The 16,638-nt window shown below is 66.3% G+C and carries 16 protein-coding genes; 9 read left to right on the plus strand and 7 right to left on the minus strand.

The features are described from left to right. The first annotated feature begins 3 nt into the window (after positions 1 to 3). The 4 genes from ACZ5IQ_RS05220 to ACZ5IQ_RS05235 all read left to right on the plus strand — a co-directional run bounded on the left by ACZ5IQ_RS05220 (position 4) and on the right by ACZ5IQ_RS05235 (position 5,402). A complete protein-coding gene (locus ACZ5IQ_RS05220; protein ID WP_464480931.1) occupies positions 4 to 2,028 on the plus strand; it encodes a hypothetical protein in 2,025 nt (674 codons plus the stop codon). 93 nt (positions 2,029 to 2,121) lie between these two features. Continuing rightward, positions 2,122 to 2,943 (plus strand): acyl-ACP desaturase, encoded by an 822-nt coding sequence (locus ACZ5IQ_RS05225; protein ID WP_346415196.1) that lies wholly within the window; start codon positions 2,122 to 2,124, stop codon positions 2,941 to 2,943. Between the two features lie 189 nt (positions 2,944 to 3,132). Then, positions 3,133 to 4,446: a PhoH family protein gene (locus ACZ5IQ_RS05230; protein ID WP_464480932.1), complete on the plus strand. Its 1,314-nt coding sequence runs from the start codon at positions 3,133 to 3,135 to the stop codon at positions 4,444 to 4,446. An 86-nt stretch (positions 4,447 to 4,532) separates the two neighbouring features. Then, on the plus strand, positions 4,533 to 5,402 hold the full coding sequence (locus tag ACZ5IQ_RS05235) for a polysaccharide deacetylase family protein (RefSeq protein ID WP_061001750.1): 870 nt from the start codon (positions 4,533 to 4,535) through the stop codon (positions 5,400 to 5,402). A 288-nt stretch (positions 5,403 to 5,690) separates the two neighbouring features. On the opposite strand, the gene ACZ5IQ_RS05240 is transcribed toward ACZ5IQ_RS05235, so the two are convergent. The 3 genes from ACZ5IQ_RS05240 to glpX form a co-directional block, all read right to left on the minus strand. Continuing rightward, the gene (locus ACZ5IQ_RS05240; RefSeq protein WP_064860364.1) at positions 5,691 to 6,050 is read right to left on the minus strand and encodes a hypothetical protein; all 360 of its coding nucleotides are present in this window, start codon (positions 6,048 to 6,050) and stop codon (positions 5,691 to 5,693) included. Between the two features lie 434 nt (positions 6,051 to 6,484). Further along, a complete protein-coding gene (locus ACZ5IQ_RS05245; RefSeq protein ID WP_061001747.1) occupies positions 6,485 to 7,891 on the minus strand; it encodes a class II fumarate hydratase in 1,407 nt (468 codons plus the stop codon). 28 nt (positions 7,892 to 7,919) lie between these two features. Beyond that, entirely contained in the window at positions 7,920 to 8,948 is a 1,029-nt protein-coding gene (glpX, locus tag ACZ5IQ_RS05250) for a class II fructose-bisphosphatase (RefSeq protein ID WP_061001746.1), read from the minus strand. Between the two features lie 127 nt (positions 8,949 to 9,075). Between glpX and ACZ5IQ_RS05255 the strand changes: the two genes are divergently transcribed. Then, positions 9,076 to 9,732 (plus strand): DUF4245 domain-containing protein, encoded by a 657-nt coding sequence (locus ACZ5IQ_RS05255; protein WP_061001745.1) that lies wholly within the window; start codon positions 9,076 to 9,078, stop codon positions 9,730 to 9,732. Here the strand turns inward: ACZ5IQ_RS05255 and ACZ5IQ_RS05260 are convergent. The 4 genes from ACZ5IQ_RS05260 to ACZ5IQ_RS05275 all read right to left on the minus strand — a co-directional run bounded on the left by ACZ5IQ_RS05260 (position 9,659) and on the right by ACZ5IQ_RS05275 (position 13,471). Then, positions 9,659 to 10,876, minus strand: coding sequence for an AI-2E family transporter (locus ACZ5IQ_RS05260; RefSeq protein WP_061001744.1), 1,218 nt, complete (start codon positions 10,874 to 10,876; stop codon positions 9,659 to 9,661). The two genes, ACZ5IQ_RS05255 and ACZ5IQ_RS05260, sit on opposite strands and share 74 nt — an antisense overlap. 32 nt (positions 10,877 to 10,908) lie before the next feature. Continuing rightward, positions 10,909 to 11,673, minus strand: a complete 765-nt coding sequence (locus ACZ5IQ_RS05265) for an SDR family NAD(P)-dependent oxidoreductase (protein ID WP_133425522.1) — start codon at positions 11,671 to 11,673, stop codon at positions 10,909 to 10,911. Between the two features lie 93 nt (positions 11,674 to 11,766). Beyond that, complete coding sequence (locus ACZ5IQ_RS05270) at positions 11,767 to 12,795, minus strand: sensor histidine kinase (RefSeq protein WP_464480933.1); 1,029 nt, start codon at positions 12,793 to 12,795, stop codon at positions 11,767 to 11,769. After that, entirely contained in the window at positions 12,782 to 13,471 is a 690-nt protein-coding gene (locus tag ACZ5IQ_RS05275; RefSeq protein ID WP_061001741.1) for a response regulator transcription factor, read from the minus strand. The genes ACZ5IQ_RS05270 and ACZ5IQ_RS05275 overlap by 14 nt, the downstream gene beginning before the upstream one ends. Positions 13,472 to 13,586: 115 nt before the next feature. On the opposite strand from ACZ5IQ_RS05275, the gene ACZ5IQ_RS05280 reads away from it, so the two are divergent. The 4 genes from ACZ5IQ_RS05280 to ACZ5IQ_RS05295 are packed head-to-tail and all read left to right on the plus strand — an operon-like array spanning position 13,587 to position 16,636. Next, complete coding sequence (locus ACZ5IQ_RS05280) at positions 13,587 to 14,243, plus strand: glycosyltransferase family 2 protein (RefSeq protein ID WP_061001740.1); 657 nt, start codon at positions 13,587 to 13,589, stop codon at positions 14,241 to 14,243. Next, entirely contained in the window at positions 14,240 to 14,902 is a 663-nt protein-coding gene (locus ACZ5IQ_RS05285; RefSeq protein ID WP_061001739.1) for a TIGR04282 family arsenosugar biosynthesis glycosyltransferase, read from the plus strand. Before ACZ5IQ_RS05280 ends, ACZ5IQ_RS05285 begins: the two co-directional genes overlap by 4 nt. A gap of 1 nt (position 14,903) precedes the next feature. Then, the gene (locus ACZ5IQ_RS05290) at positions 14,904 to 15,533 is read left to right on the plus strand and encodes a methyltransferase domain-containing protein (protein WP_061001738.1); all 630 of its coding nucleotides are present in this window, start codon (positions 14,904 to 14,906) and stop codon (positions 15,531 to 15,533) included. Then, positions 15,530 to 16,636: a molybdopterin-dependent oxidoreductase gene (locus ACZ5IQ_RS05295; protein ID WP_061001737.1), complete on the plus strand. Its 1,107-nt coding sequence runs from the start codon at positions 15,530 to 15,532 to the stop codon at positions 16,634 to 16,636. The genes ACZ5IQ_RS05290 and ACZ5IQ_RS05295 overlap by 4 nt, the downstream gene beginning before the upstream one ends. Positions 16,637 to 16,638: the final 2 nt, after the last annotated feature.

Consider the following 16,638-nt stretch of genomic DNA (forward strand, 5'->3'; position numbering starts at 1 on the left):
GCTGTGCGGGGCGAGTCGTACACGGTGACCATCACCCCTCGCCCTGGCACCAAGGTGGTGACCTTCGTTCCGATGTCGGGGAACATCATGGACGGGAAGTTCATCTCGACCGGTGTCAGCTATGACCTGACGCAATTCACACCGAATGCGGACGGCACGTACACCGTGGTGATCAGTCCGGACCAGCAACCGGGCAACTGGGTGAACAGCACCGGCGCTCAGACGATCCTCATGCGCGATACCACCACCGACTGGGGCATTCCGCACGACACGATCCTCATCAAACAGCAGAGTTCATCGTCGCAGTTCAAGCTGCCGGTGCTGTCAGAAACCCAGGTGGCGGCTGTGTTGGCCGGCGTCGCGAACAATGTCTCCGGGTTCAACTCCAGCGTCACGAATCAGGGAATCCAGGCGGTTTGGGCCGCAGTGCCGGAAAACACCTTCACCGTGATCAAGCCGACCACTTCGGCGGTCGGTGGACCGATTCTGCCGGGGCAGCTGACCAGCATCGGACACTTCAACCTTCAGTCGGATGAGGCGCTGGTGGTCAAGGTGCCCACCGTTTCGGCCGGCTACGTGGCTGCTCAGCTGACCAATATCTGGCAGCTGGATCTACCGTATGTGACCGCACAGAGCAGCCTCAACGGCAGCAATATTTTTCAGTCCGACGACGGCTACACCTATTACGTCGTCAGTGCCACCAACCCCGGCGTCGCGAACTGGCTGGACAACGGCGGCGTCGTGAATGGCTCCGTCACGCTCCGGTTCCAGGACGTCAACGGCACACTCGACAACAATGCGGTGACGGCCGAAGTCGTTCCGATCTCCGACATCCGCCAGCACCTGCCGGCCGACACCCCGACGGTCACGCCGCAGCAGTACGCAGCCAGCCTCAAGCAGCGCATGTTCGAGTTCAATTACGTGCACAACCAGAACAACGTGCCCACCGGCTGGGCGACGGCCAATCTGGAGCTCGATCAGATCAAGGCCGCGGTCGGCACCGGCAAGTTCAACGAGATATTCGGCAGCCAGAACAACGTCCCGTCGGTCTTGGACCGCATCACGCAATCTGCCCTCAACCCGGACTACGTCGACCTCGCCCGCGGCATCTTCGTCAACCCTGCCGGCAGCTTTTCCGCCTTCGTGCAGAACATTCCCTTGGCGGCCCAGGACATTGTGAACCCCATGGTCCTGTCGGCTCTCCGGTGCGATCTGCTCATCAACCAGACTCTCACCCAAATCCGAGCCGGTCTGGCTTCCGGGAACATCACCGCGGTGGTCGCGGCGCTGGGTAATGGCATCCGAGGTCTGGGCACGATCATCAACCAGACCTTGACCGACCCGGGCACCAGCGTCACCGCAGGCTTCCTGAATGCGCGGGACGACCTGTCGGTCGCGCTGAACCGCGCCGACAGCTACTCGCCGTTGACGATGGGCAACGTCAAGACGGTCGTCAATGAACTCGGGGACCTCGGCCGCACTGCAGGGCACATGCTGGTTGGTGGACTGCGCGGCGCGATCCCCGCGGCCAACTCCACGGCAGCACAAGCACCCGCCGGGGCGCAGGCGCCGACCGGGACGCCGGCGCCGACGGCTGCCAAACTCGCCGCGGACGTGACTCCGGTGAAGGCCACACCTGAGGTCGAAAAAGCACGGTCGGCACAGCCCGCGAGCCCGGCAGCACCGACTGCTGCAGACCCGGCGGGCACTCCGGCGAGCAGGCCTGCGAAACCGTCTGACACCCCGGCAGCCGAGGGGTCGGCCAAGCCGGCGGCGGCTGATGGTAAGAACCAGCAGACCGACGGCACGCCGCACGTCAAGCAGCCCAAGGACGGGAAGCAATCGAAACCTGCCAATGGAAAGCCGTCCAAGGTTGCCAAGGGTTCCAGCACTTCTGGCGCCACGCAGACGAGTGGCCCGGAGGACTCCAAACACACACGAGGCAAGCAGCGCACTGAAAGAAAGAATTCAGCTTCCGCTGGTGGCAGCGAGAAGACCGCAGGCGCAGGTTCGGGCACAACGAAGTAACCGTCTGCGGGCGAACGGGGACCGGGTGACGCCGGTCCCCGTTTGTGCGTGGTTGATTTCAAAAACATGTGAATTCGGGTTACAGTTACTTTCATGGCTGAGAAACCGGTTGCCAACGCACTGACCCTCGAGCTCGAGCCCGTGGTGGACACCGAGCTGTCCCGGCACCTCGCGACTGAGGAAGCCTGGTACGCCCACGACTACGTGCCGTTCGAGCAGGGCGAGAACTTCGCCTTCCTCGGCGGCACCGACTGGGATGCCTCCAGTGTCACCCTGCCCAAGCCGGTCACCGATGCGCTGGAAATCCTGCTCATCACCAAGGACAACCTCGCGGGCTACCACCGCGAGCTGGTCGAGCACTTCATCCTCGAGGATAAGTGGGGCCGCTGGCTGGGCCGCTGGACCGCCGAGGAGCACCTGCACGCCATCGCGCTGCGCAACTACCTGGTGGTCACCCGCCAGATCGACCCGACCGCCAACGAGGACGTGCGCGTCGAGCACGTCATGAAGGGCTACCGGGCCGACAAGTACAGCCAGATCGAGACGCTGGTCTTCATGGCGTTCTTCGAGCGCGCGCACGCCGTCTTCACCCGCAACCTGCAGGCCCAGATCGAGGAGCCCGTGCTCGCCGCCATGGCCGGCCGCATCGCCCGCGACGAAGAACGCCACGAGGAGTTCTTTGCCAACCTCGTCACGCACCTGCTGGAGACGCACCGCGACGAGACCATCGCCGCCATCGCGGCCCGGGCCGCCGGCCTCGAGGTCATCGGTGCGGATATCGACGCCTACCAGGACAAGGTCCAGGTTGTTGCCGATGCCGGCATCTTCGATGCCGCCGCGCTGCGCACCGTCATCTCCGACCGCATCAAGGCGTGGGACCTGAGCGACGAACCGTCGCTCGCCCAGTTCATCTAGACGTCACAAAACAGTCACGGCGCGCCGTCAGCGTGGGGCGGCCGCCGGGAGTAGCGTCGCCGGTGATGGCTAGCGAATTGCTCTGCTATCCGGGCGGTACCCGATTAGAGATTGGGACCGGCCCCGGTCCAGGTACCGCTGCGTCCACCGAAGTACTCGTGTGGGGCCGCACGGGCCGAGGAGCGCCACGTGTCTGATTCGCAGGTCCGTACCTACGTGCTCGATACCTCCGTGTTGCTGTCCGATCCCTGGGCATGCACGCGCTTCGCTGAGCACGAAGTGGTTGTCCCCCTGGTGGTCATCAGCGAGCTGGAGGGTAAACGCCACCATCACGAACTGGGCTGGTTCGCCCGGCAGGCCCTGCGCATGTTCGATGACTTGCGATTGGAACACGGTCGACTGGATCAGCCGATTCCTGTTGGGACGCAAGGTGGTTCGCTGCAGGTTGAGCTGAACCACGTCGACCAGTCGGTGCTGCCCTCGGGCTTCCGCACCGACACCAACGACCACCGGATCCTCGCGTGCGCCGCCAACCTCGCCGCCGAGGGCAAGCGAGTCACCTTGGTCAGCAAGGACATTCCGCTGCGTGTCAAGGCCGGCGCGGTGGGCCTGACTGCCGACGAGTACCACGCGCAGGACGTCATCACGTCGGGCTGGACCGGCATGACCGAGATGGACGCCGCCCCGGAAGACATCGACACACTGTTCGCCGACGGCGAGGTCGACCTGCTGGAAGCGCGGGATCTGCCGTGCCACACCGGCATCCGGCTGCTCGGTGGCACATCGCACGCGCTCGGGCGGGTCAACGCCGAGAAGCGCGTGCAGGTAGTTCGTGGTGATCGCGAAGTGTTCGGCCTCCGGGGAAGGTCAGCCGAACAACGCGTCGCCCTCGATCTGCTGCTCGACGAGTCCGTCGGCATCGTCTCTCTCGGTGGCAAAGCCGGTACCGGCAAGTCGGCGCTGGCGCTGTGCGCCGGCCTGGAAGCGGTGCTCGAGCGCCGCACCCAGCGCAAGGTCGTCGTGTTCCGGCCGCTGTATGCCGTTGGCGGACAAGACCTCGGCTACCTGCCGGGCAGCGAGAGCGAGAAGATGGGCCCGTGGGCGCAGGCCGTCTTCGACACCCTCGAAGGCCTGGCCAGCCCGGCCGTGCTGGAAGAGGTGCTGTCCCGCGGAATGCTGGAAGTGTTGCCGCTCACGCATATTCGCGGCCGCTCGCTGCACGACTCGTTCGTCATCGTCGACGAGGCCCAGTCGCTGGAACGCAACGTGCTGCTGACGGTGCTCTCGCGCCTCGGCTCCGGTTCCCGCGTGGTGCTCACGCACGATGTCGCCCAGCGCGACAACCTGCGTGTCGGCCGGCACGACGGTGTCGCGGCGGTGATCGAGAAGCTCAAGGGCCACCCGCTGTTCGCGCACATCACCCTGATGCGCAGCGAACGCTCGCCGATTGCCGCGCTGGTCACCGAGATGCTCGAGGAGATCAGCCCCGGCACCCTGCCGTGACCTGAGCCGGACCGCGATTTGTGCACGATTTTCCGCGCTGAACACGGGTTTTCGTGCACAAATCGCGGCGTCGGTAAGGTGATTGGGTGCGACGCGAGAGCAAGGCCTGGCCCTACTGGCGAACCGTCCTCGGCGTGTGTGCCGGTGTGACGATCGTCGTGGTCGGGTGTCAGACCGGCAATGTCGCCAAGGCCGACGAAGTCGACTGCAGCAAGTACAAGTGCGTCGCGCTCACGTTCGACGACGGTCCCAGCCCGTACACCGACCGGCTGCTGAAAATCCTGCAGGACAACGACGCCAAGGCGACGTTCTTCGAGATCGGCAACAAGGTCGCCGCCAACCCCGACGGCGCCAAGCGCGTCGTCGAGGCCGGCATGGAGCTCGGTCAGCACACCTGGGAACACCCCAACATGACGACCATCCCGCCGGAGTTCATCGCGGGCCAGTTCAGCAAGGCCGGCGACGCCATCGAGAAGGCCACCGGGCAGCGGCCGAAGCTGGTGCGCACCGCCGGCGGCCTGATCAATGACCAGGTGCTCGCCGAGGCCAAGAAGCAGGGCCTGGCCGACATCAACTGGGACGTCATCCCGTTCGACTGGGCCAACGACTCCAACACCGCGGCCACCCGCTACATGCTGATGACGCAGATCAAGCCGAATTCGGTGGTCCTGTTCCACGACACCTACTCGTCGACGGTCGACCTGGTGCAGCAGTTCATCCCGGTGCTCAAGGCCAACGGCTATCACCTGGTGACGGTCAGCCACATGATCGGCCATCGCGAGCCGGGCACCAGCTACGGCAGCCGGGAGAACGGCCCGCCGGTCAACGATCTGACCGACATCCCGCCGGCCGAGATTCCGACGCTGCCCAACACCCCGTCGCCGCCGCCGATGCCGAACATCCCGATCACCGACATCCCGGGTGCCAATTCCGGCGGCTCGAACAACGGTCAGTAGTCACGCCGGGGCGGTTTCAGGTACGCGCTCGCATCGACAACCCGAAACGTTTTGAGTGGCCGCGACATATTCGTGGGTGCCTCGAGCATCAGATGTACGTGGCTTCAATCGTGGTGGGGCGTGGCTGCCCTGACTGAAGTCAGGTACCTTTTCCGGCCGCTGGACGTCCCTGGGTTCAATCACCACCGGTGGTTGGTCATCGCGATTGAACTCACGGACTTTTTCCGCCCGACTCGGGCGCCAACGCATCTGCTGAGCCACGATCTGACGAGCTGACTCGCGGCGGAGCTACGCGGTGGGGAAGCGGTCGACGATCGCGTCGACCATCGCCAGGAGATCGGCGATGCGCCCGCGTAGTACCTCGAGATGCTTGTCGGCGCCCTGCTTGGCCGCCCGGCGCTCCGTCACCGCCAGTTGCAGGTGCAACTCGGCCAGTTCGTCCTCGAGCAGTTCGATGAACAACTTGGCCTGCAGGACATCGGCATTCCGTTGACCCGGTGCTGTCGTCACGAGTTTGAGGACCTCGGCCTGGGGTTTGGGCAGCCGCTCGCCGGTGTGCGTGTGCGGCATGTGGAAGCGGCCGTGCGTCATGCACGGGACGGCATCCAGCCGGGCACCTCGGTGCGAATCGGTGAGCTCGGCCGTCATTGCAACACAATTGCAAACGCACGGGTCGAATCCCGTTTCCCGGCAGTATCTGTCCAGTAAGGAGCTGTTCACATTCGCTTCACCTGCGATGTGAGCTGGCGGCTGCCGAGCGGGCTGTTCTGTCCCATTGATCCTGCGCTCACGGTCATGTCCACTCGGGATTTTGCGCCGTAGCCGCGGAATCAATGTCGGCCTCGCGTTGATCGTGCGCTCAGGATCCGCGCTACTCGAACTTTGTCTGCATAACCGCAAAGTCAACGGGCACAGGGCATTTGCTTGTCGAGTGCCCAGCGGGCGGAGCCTCGCGACTGTGCCGCCAGCGCCTCCCGCCCGCGGATCTGACGATCTGTACGCACCCTGGACGTGAATTCCGGCGAAACACGAAGCCCCCAGAATCCAGGGATTCTGGGGGCTTCGCGGCTCAGCGCAGAAAACTACTCGCCGTCCTTGACCTTCGCCATGGCCAGCACGTCGAGACGCTTGTCCAGCTCGGCCAGGGAGAGGTTCTCGCCGATCAGGCCGCGGTCGATGACCGTCTGCCGGATGGTCTTCTTCTCCTTGAGGGCTTCCTTGGCGACCTTGGCGGCCTCCTCGTAGCCGATGGCCGAGTTCAGCGGCGTCACGATCGACGGCGACGACTCCGCCAGCGTGCGCAGGTGATCCTCGTTGGCGACGAGGCCGTCGATGCACTTGGACGCGAACAGTCGCGAGACGTTGGACAGCAGCGTGAAGGACTCCAGCACGTTGCGGGCCATCATCGGGATGTAGACGTTCAGCTCGAAGGCGCCCGACAGACCGCCGACGGTGACGGCCGCGTCGTTGCCGATGACCTGCGCGGCCACCTGGGTAACCGCTTCGGGCAGAACAGGATTCACCTTGCCCGGCATGATCGAGCTACCCGGCTGCAGGTCCGGCAGCTGGATTTCGCCGAGGCCGGTCAGCGGGCCCGAGCCCATCCAGCGCACGTCGTTGGCGATCTTGGTCAGCGACACGGCGATGGTCTTGAGCGCGCCGGACGCCTCGACGAGTCCGTCGCGGGCGGCCTGGGCTTCGAAAGAGTCTGCGGCGGTACGCAGTTCGGCGATGCCGGTCTGGTTCACCAGCACGTCGACGACCTTGGAGCCGAAGCCGTCAGGGGCGTTCAGGCCGGTGCCGACGGCGGTGCCGCCGATGGCCAGCTCACCCAGGCGGGGCAATGTCGCCTTGACGCGTTCGATGCCGGCCTCGATCTGGCGGGCGTAGCCGCCGAACTCCTGGCCCAGGGTGACGGGCACCGCGTCCATGAGGTGAGTACGGCCGGACTTGACGACGGTGCGCCACGCGCGGGCCTTGTTGGCCAGCGACTCGTGCAGCACCTCGAGGGCCGGAATCAGGTGGCGCACAGCGGCTTCCGTTGCCGCGATGTGTGTGGCGGTGGGGAAGGTGTCGTTGGAGCTCTGCGACATGTTGACGTGGTCGTTGGGGTGGACCTCGACGCCGTTGCGCGCCGCGATGGAGGCGATGACCTCGTTGGCGTTCATGTTCGAGCTGGTGCCCGAGCCGGTCTGGAACACGTCGATGGGGAACTGGTCATCGTGCAGACCGTCGGCGATCTCACCGGCGGCGGCGATTATGGCGTCGGCCTTGTCGGGGTCCAGCAGGCCCAGGTCCTTGTTGACCTGTGCGCAGGCGCCCTTCAGCAGACCCAGCGCGCGGATCTGGGTGCGCTCCAGGCCGCGGAACGAGATGGGGAAGTTCTCCACGGCGCGTTGTGTCTGCGCGCGCCACAGGGCGTTGACCGGAACCCGGACCTCGCCCATGGTGTCGTGCTCGATCCGGTACTCGACATCGTTGTCGGACATGTGCTCCCTTTGGTTGAGGTGAAACGAATTACGGCAGGGGGTGTGCGGCGGAAATATCCCCGGTGAAGTCCACCGCGGAGTATTCGTTGAGCTTGGACAGCCGGTGGTAGGCCTCGATCATCCGGACGGTGCCGGACTTCGAGCGCATCACGATCGACTGCGTGGTGCAACCGCCGGCGAAGTACCGCACACCGTTGAGCAGGTCACCATCGGTGACGCCCGTGGCGCAGAAGAAGACGTTGTCGCCGGCGACCAGGTCTTCGGTGGTCAGCACGCGCTCCAGGTCGTAGCCACGGTCCAGGGCCCGCTGCCGCTCGGCGTCGTCGGTCGGCGCGAGGACGGCCTGGATGGCGCCGCCCATGCAGCGGATGGCGGCCGCGGCGATGATGCCTTCGGGCGTGCCACCGATACCGGCCAGGATGTCGGTGCCGGACTCGGGGCGGCAGGCCGAGATGGCGCCGGCGACGTCGCCGTCGGAGATCAGGCGGATGCGGGCACCGGCCTCGCGAACCTCGCTGATCAGCTGGGCGTGCCGGGGCCGGTCCAGGATGCACACCGTGACATCGGCCACCGACTCGTTGAGGCGCTTGGCGACGCGGCGGATGTTCTCGCCGATGGGTGCGGTGATGTCGATGACGTCGGCGGCGTCCGGTCCGACGGCGATCTTGTTCATGTAGAACACGGCCGACGGGTCGAACATGGTGCCGCGCTCGGAGACCGCGAGCACCGAGATGGCGTTGGGCATGCCCTTGCTCATCAGGGTGGTGCCGTCGACCGGGTCGACGGCGAAGTCGCAGTCCGGACCGTCGCCGTTGCCGACCTCTTCGCCGTTGTAGAGCATCGGGGCGTGGTCCTTCTCGCCCTCGCCGATGACCACTACGCCGCGCATCGAGACCGAATTGACCAGCTCACGCATGGCATCGACGGCCGCACCGTCGCCGCCTTCCTTGTCACCGCGGCCGACCCAGCGGCCGGCGGCCATGGCCCCGGCTTCGGTCACGCGGACCAGTTCGAGGGCGAGGTTGCGGTCTGGGGCTTCTCGGCGCGAAGGCGTCATGCGCCGATTGTCCCATTAGCCATTTGTTGGTGTGCGGTCGGGAGTTGGGATACTGAGCCCTGTGACGTCTCAATCGCCGGAACCCGACGACCAGTCTGTCGCCGCATCTGATGGGCGGCCCGCCGCCGTGCCCAACGCGGTCGCCGAGGGGCAGTCGGTGCCGGTGCCGCGCCCGGCGAAGGACCGGCTGCTGCAGGACGGCCGCGACATGTTCTGGTCCATCGCCCCGCTGGTGGTGGCCTGTGTTGCGCTGGCCGGAATGCTCGGCATGTGTTCGTTCGCGCCGCAGGGGCCGGGTAAGGGCCCGGCGCCGCAGTACGACGCCCCGGCCGCGCTCAAGGCCGACGCCGCCGCGCTGCACATCCCGATCCGGATCCCGCAACTGCCGTCCGGCTGGCACGCCAATTCGGGGTCGCGCGGCGCCATCGAGGCGGGCCGCACCGATCCCGTCACCAAGCAACCCACGCGGGCGCTGATGTCCAGGGTCGGCTATCTGACCGCCTCCGGCATGTTCGTCGCGCTGACTCAGAGCAACGCTGACGAGGAGAAGCTGGTGTCCTCGATCCACAGCGGCATGTATCCGACGGGGGCGCAGGACCTGGGTGGCGTGCACTGGGTGGTGTACGAGGGGGCCGGCGAGGACCAGCAAGGTACCGAGCCGATCTGGACCGCCAAGCTCGACGGGCCGACGGGGCCGGCGCAGGTCGCGGTCAGCGGGTCGGCGAGTCCGGGGGACTATCGGACTCTGGCAGAGGCGACGCAGAAGGCGCAGCCACTGCCGTAGCGGGCTGCTTCCTGCGCATCACGGCGATCAGGCGGGCGAGGCGCCCCGGTGCGTGGGGTTCATCGGGCTCGGGTTCGCTCAACGGAACGCCTTTGTACACAGCGAGGTACACGCTGATGGTGGTGACGACGACGATCATCAGCACCGGGCCGATCACCAGGCCCAGGAAACCGAACATCGCGATGCCGGAGAACACCGACAGCAGCATCAGCGCGGAGTCCAACCGCGCCGCCTTGGGGACCAGGATCGGCCGGAGCACGTTGTCGATGTTGGTGACCACCAGGATGTGGAACAGGATCACGAACAGGCCGCCGCCGATGTTGCCGAACAGTGCCATGCCGATGCCGAACGGGATGCTGACGATGCCTCCACCGAGCGGAATCACCGACAGGGCGCTCAGCAGGATCGCAAAGATGAAGAAGCCGTCGTGGAAGCCGGCGATGTAGATCGAGATCGCGCCGGACACACCCTGCGCCAGTGCGATGACGAACTGGCCGAGTACCGTGCCGCGCACCATGGCGCCCATCTTGGCCAGGTACAGGTCGGTGACGTCCTCGCCGAGTGGGTTGAGCCGCCGGATCAGTAGGACCACGTCATCGCCGTTGACCAGCAGCGAGATGAACACATAGATGAAGATGACGGCACCGGCGAGCGCGCCGAAAAGTCCGCCCGCGGCGGTCTGCAGCACGTTCAGGCCCCACTCGCCCGCGCGCTGCGCAAACGTGATGATCCACTTCTGGACCGACTCGGGCGTCAGGGTCACGTGGTGCAGGTAGGGGATTTGTGCCAGCAGGTCGTTGGCGGCTTGCAGCGCCCGGGTGCCCAGCGCGCCCATGTCGTTACGACTCACCCACTGCGACACGTTGCGGATCATGGCGGTGATCTGGACGACGCCGATGGCGACGGCCCCGCTGATCGGCACAACCACGACCAGCAGCGCGGCCAGCAGGGTCAGGGTGGCCGACAGGCCGGTGCTCAGCCGCTTCGACAGCCGACGGAACAACGGGGTGAAAAGGTAGGCCACCACCCCGGCAACGACGACCAGCATGAACTGCCCGCGCAGGAAGTACGCGCCGAATCCGACCGCCAGGACCGTCGCGACGGCGAGGGCCCGTTTCTGGGTGACCGTGAATTCGGTGTCCATGACGGTGATTCTGACGGATTTGCCGCCGGTTGCTACCCCGACGCGAGCTTGAGGAGGTGGCTCATGATGTCGGGGTAGCGTTTGAGATGCGCGCCGCCGTTGAGGTCGAGAACCTCGCCCGTCATCCATGACGACTGCTCCGAGCACAGGAACAGCACGGCGTTCGCGATGTCCTCGGGGGTGCCGGCGCGGCCCAGCGCGGTGTTCTCGACGTACTCGTCGACGACGCCGGGGATCATCGCGGCGCCTTCGGTCAGAGGAGTGGTCACGAAACCGGGGGCGACGGCGTTGACGCGAATGCCCTTGGGGCCCAACTCCAATGCGGCCACCTCGGTCAGCATCGACAGGCCGGCCTTGGCGGCGCTGTAGGCGCTCATGCCGATGGCGGGCTGGCGGCCGTTGAGCGACGAGATGCACACCAGCGACCCACCCTCACGCAACTTCTGGCCGGCGTATTTGGTGACGATGAACGACCCCGTCAGGCAGCAGTCGACGACGGCGCGGAAGTCCTCGACCGGCATGTCGACGATGAGCCCGAAGGTCGAGAACCCGGCGCAGCTGACGACGGCGTCCAACTCCCCGGTCTGCTCGAAGACGGCAGCGACGGACGCTTCGTCGGTGACCTCGACGGCGACGGCGGTGTGCGGTGCGCCGAGTTCGGCGGCGCGGGCCTCGGCCAGCTCGGCGTTCCGGTCGGCGATGGTGACGCGGTAGCCCTGCGCGGCCAGGCCCTGAGCGGTGGCCCAGCCGATACCGGATGCCCCACCGACGATGACGGCGTTGCGCTGTGTGCTCACTGGTTTCTCCTGGCGTGATCGAAACCTGTCCCCGGGCCCGGACCACAGGTGTGAACAGATTACACAATCTGTTCACACCTGTGGGTGAAGTGTCTATGTGCTGTCGGCGAGCGGAAGCCGAACCTCGAAGCGTGCGCCCGTTTCGAGGTTGTGAGCCGACAACGTGCCGCGGTGGGCCTGCACCAGACCCGCTGCGATCGCCAGTCCCAAACCGGACCCACTCGGCAGCGACGAATCGGCGCGCGGCACGCGGCCGTTGGGCCCCCGGTAGGCGACGTCGAACACCCTGGCCAGATCAGCCTCGTCGATGCCTACTCCCGTGTCGTCGACGCGGGCCCAGGCGCCGTCGGCATCGCGGCCCAGCGTCAGCTCGACGCGGCCCCCTTCCGGGGTATGGGCGATGGCGTTGGCGACCAAATTGGACAGCACCCGTACGAGGGCTCGGTCACTCCCCGTCACGCGGACGGGATATTCCGGCAGCTGAGCGGCCAGCTGCACTCCGGCTCGCTCTGCGGCGATTCGGTGCGCAGCCAGCACGTCATCGACCACCTCATCGAGCGCGACGGTATCGTGGGCCGGCTGCACTGCACCGGCATTGATCTTCGACATCTCGAACAGGTCGTCGACCATCTCGGACAATCGAATCGATTCCTGCTCAATGTGTTTGGCGTGGGCGCGTACCTCGGCACTGTCCACGAGGCCGTCGGAGATCGCTTCCGACACCGCGCGAATGCCGGCCAGCGGGGTGCGCAAGTCGTGGCTGACAAACGCAACCAGCCGACGCCGGGATTGCTCGGTAGCGCGTTCGGACGCCCGAATCTCCTGTTCCCACACCGTCCTTCGCGCTTGGTAGCGGGCCAGCATCACTGCCGCGGGAATGGTCACCACGGCGACGATCACCAGCACCACTGCGATCCGCTCGAAAGTCTCGGTGATCATGAAGCCACTGGCGCCGAGCACGCCGGTGAAGGTCGCAAGGGTCGGAATCAGTACCAGGGCAACCATGCTGACCGCCAGCGACCAGGAGCGAGCCAGGTGGATCAACACGCCGCCGGCTACCACGACGGGAACCGAACAGGCCAGTGCCCAACCGATGATCTCCCACAGGTCAGTTGCCGGCATGGTCGTCGTCTCCCCACAGATAGCCGCGCCCCCATACCGTCTGAATCCGGTGGGCATCACCAAGTTTCGCGCGCAGCCGCTTGATATGCACCGTCACCGTCGACTGATCGCCAAAATCCCACTGCCACACCAGTTTCAAAAGCTGGTCGCGGGAGTACACAGTGCCGGGATGGGTGAGTAGGAACACCAACAGGTCAAATTCACGGTTGGTCAGGCTCACCGCGACGCCGTCGATGGTCACCGAATGCGCGGAAGTCGACACCTGCAGCGCACCGTTCGTGATCTCCAAGGGCCCAGCCAGATCTCGAGCGGGCACCCGCCGTAGCACCGAACGCACACGCAAGGCGAGCTCGCGGGGACTGAATGGTTTGGTGAGGTAGTCGTCGGCGCCGGCCTCCAAGCCGGCGATCCGGTCGTCCTCCTCGCCGAGCGCGGTCAACAGCATCACCGGCAGTCCGTAGCCGTCGCCGCGGCGCATGCTGCGGCACAACGTCAGCCCGTCGGGTCCGGGCATCATGACGTCCAGCACCGCCATGTCGATGCGCTCGGTCTTCAACAGCGCCAGCGCTTCATTGCCGTCACGCGCGATCGACACATCGTGTCCATCGCGCTCCAGATACCGGCGCACCACGTCACGCACGACGGGGTCGTCATCTGCGATCAGTACCGTCGTCACACCCGACAGCCTAGCCCGCCGACAGCTCCGGTCATGGTCTCTACCAGCACCTATGTCACAGTTTCGTCATCATTTGGCACTTGGCGACGGCGCACCGCCGCCTTACGGTCGGGTCATGTCCAGCAGTGCGATCACGGTGATCCTGCCGTGTCTGAACGAGGCCGAGTCGCTGCCCGCGATTCTGGCCGTCCTCCCAGACGGATACCGGGCTCTGGTGGTCGACAACAACAGCACCGACGGGACGGCGACCGTGGCGCGGGCCCACGGCGCCGACGTGATCACCGAACTGGAGCCCGGATACGGTGCGGCGGTTCATGCCGGCGTGCTGGCGGCGCAGACGTCGACGGTTGCGGTGCTCGACGCCGACGGGTCGCTGGACCCGCGGGCGTTGCCGTATCTGGTTGCGATGCTCGACCGTGGAGCCGACCTGGCCATCGGGCGGCGCCGCGCGGTTCCCGGGCTGCGTTGGCACTGGCATGCCCGCCTGGGCACCGCCGTGGTGTGTTGGCGGTTACGGACCCGATACGGACTGCCGGTGCACGACATCGCGCCCATACGGGTGGCCCGGCGCGAGGCGCTGCTGGGTCTCGGTATCGCGGATCGTCGATTCGGCTATCCGCTGGAACTGTTGGTGCGCGCGGGGCAGGCGGGCTGGCGGGTGGTGGAAACCGATGTCAGCTACGGTCCGCGCACGGGCGGCGAATCGAAGGTGAGCGGTTCGCTGCGGGGCAGTTTCTTTGCCGCACTCGACTTCTGGCGGGTGATTTCATGACTGTTCCCGTGACTGTGCTGGTGGTGGCCAAGGCTCCGGTACCCGGTCTGGCCAAGACCCGGTTGGCCCGCACGTTGGGTGCGGAGGCAGCCGCTGATCTCGCTGCTGCCGCGCTGCTGGACACCCTGGACGCGGTGGCCGAGGCGCCGGTCGCCGCGCGCGTGGTGGCGTTGACCGGAGATCTTGCCGCGGCGCGATGCGCCGCCGTGATCCGGGACCGGCTGGCAGATTTCACCGTTGTTCCGCAGCGTGGCAACGATTTTGGCGAGCGCCTGGCCAACGCGCACCACGATGCGGCGTGTCTCGGATACCCGGTGCTTCAGATCGGCATGGACACTCCGCAGGTTACTGCTGCGCTGCTGACGGCGTGCGCACTTCGATTGCTTCGCGCCGATTCGGTGCTGGGGCCGGCCAGCGACGGTGGCTGGTGGCTGCTGGGCCTGCACAACGGAGTAGGTGCCGACAGTCTGCGTACGGTTCCGATGTCGCAATCCGATACCGCGGCCCGGACACAGCACGCTTTGGCGAACGCCGGCCTGGCCGTGGATTTCGTGGCCGAACTGCGCGATGTCGACGTCATGGGCGACATCGCCGCCGTGCGCGCGTGCTGTCCACAGGGCAGTCGGTTCCGCAACCTGGCTGCTGCGATCGGGGTGTGACGTGTTCGGAAACCTGTATGAGCGCGCTCTGGCAGGGGAGCGGTGCTGGGTCCGCCAGGACGACGGCAGTCGGCAACGTCTGCCCGTGCACAACTGGCTGGGTGGTCGGCGGGCGGATCGGAGGTTCGATCGGGCAGTTCTGGCATTGTGCGACGGGCCGACCATCGACCTCGGGTGCGGACCAGGTCGGCTGGTGGCCGATCTGATCCGGCGCGGCGTGCCGGCGCTGGGCGTCGACCAGTCCGCGACCGCCGTCGAACTTGCCCGGCGCAGCGGCGCTCCGGCGTTGCGCCGCGATGTCTTCGATCCGCTCCCCGGCATGGGCCGCTGGCAGACCGTGCTGCTGGCGGACGGAAACGTCGGGCTGGGCGGTGACCCGACGCGCGTGCTGCGCCGAGCTGCTGATCTGCTGCGGCGCGGAGGCCTGTGCATCGCCGAATTCGACTCGGCCCCAACTGGAGTGATCACTCGATGGGTGCGACTGGAATCGGCGCGGACGGTTGGGCCGTGGTTTCGGTGGGCGACGGTCGGGGTCGACAGTGCGCCCAGGATCGCCGGCGACGCCGGCCTGAAGGTCGTCGATATGCATCCGGTCGGAAACCGGATGCTCGCGAGTCTGGCGTTGCAATGAGCGGCACGACATTGCGCAGCACCGCCGTCACCGCGCGGGTCGGGATGATGCTCGGCATCGCGGTCACGCTGTGTTTCGTCACCGGGTTGATCAGCCACCTCATTCAGCATCCGCAACCGTGGTTCTACTGGCCCGCGCATCCGGTCTGGCTGTACCGGCTGACGCAGGGCACGCACGTCGCCTCCGGTATCGCGGCGATACCGCTGACCGTGGTCAAGCTGTGGTCGGTGTGGCCCAAACTGTTTGAACGTCCCATCATTGGCGGTGTTGCCAAACAACTCGAGCGCGCCTCCATCCTGGTGCTGGTCGGGGCGATGTTGTTCGAGCTGTCCACCGGGCTGCTGAACATCGCGCAGTGGTACGTGTTCCGATTCTTTTTCACCACGTCGCATTACGCGGTGGCCTACCTCGCGGCGGGCGCGGTCCTGGTACACATCGCGGTGAAGCTGCCGGTCATCCGGCGGGTTCTTGGCGAACCGCTCGGCGATGTCGCGACCGGCGGTGCGGTTGGGCCGACGCGGCGCAGCGTGTTGTGGGGTACCGGGGTGGCCGTCGCAGTCGCGACATTGGCCACTGCCGGGCAGAGTGTCGGATGGTTGCGCGAGCTGTCGTTGCTGTCGCCACGCTCCGGTAAAGGGCCGCAAGGTATTCCGGTGAACCGCACCGCGATCGCGGCCGGCGTGCTGCAGGCTGCGGCGTCGCCGGCCTATCGGCTCACCATCGTCAACGGCGCCCGCAGTCGAGCGTTCTCGGTGGCGGAATTGAATGCCATGCCGCAGCGGACATTCCACCTGCCGATCGCCTGCGTCGAAGGCTGGAGCGCCGACGCCGAGTGGACCGGCGTCGTGCTCGCGGATCTGATCGCCATGGTGGGTGGGTCGCCGCAGGCCGACGTGCGGATGGTTTCGCTGGAGCCCCCCGGCCCCTATTCGCGCACCGTGCTGCCTGCGCGGCATGCCCGGGATGGTCAGACGTTGGTGGCGCTCAAGCTCAATGGGGAAACGCTGCATCCGGACCACGGATACCCATGCCGACTCATCGCGCCGTCGAGACCCGGTGTGTTGCAAACGAAATGGCTGTCCCGAATCGAGGTGATGCAATGAGG

Source organism: Mycobacterium toneyamaense (assembly GCF_055384815.1).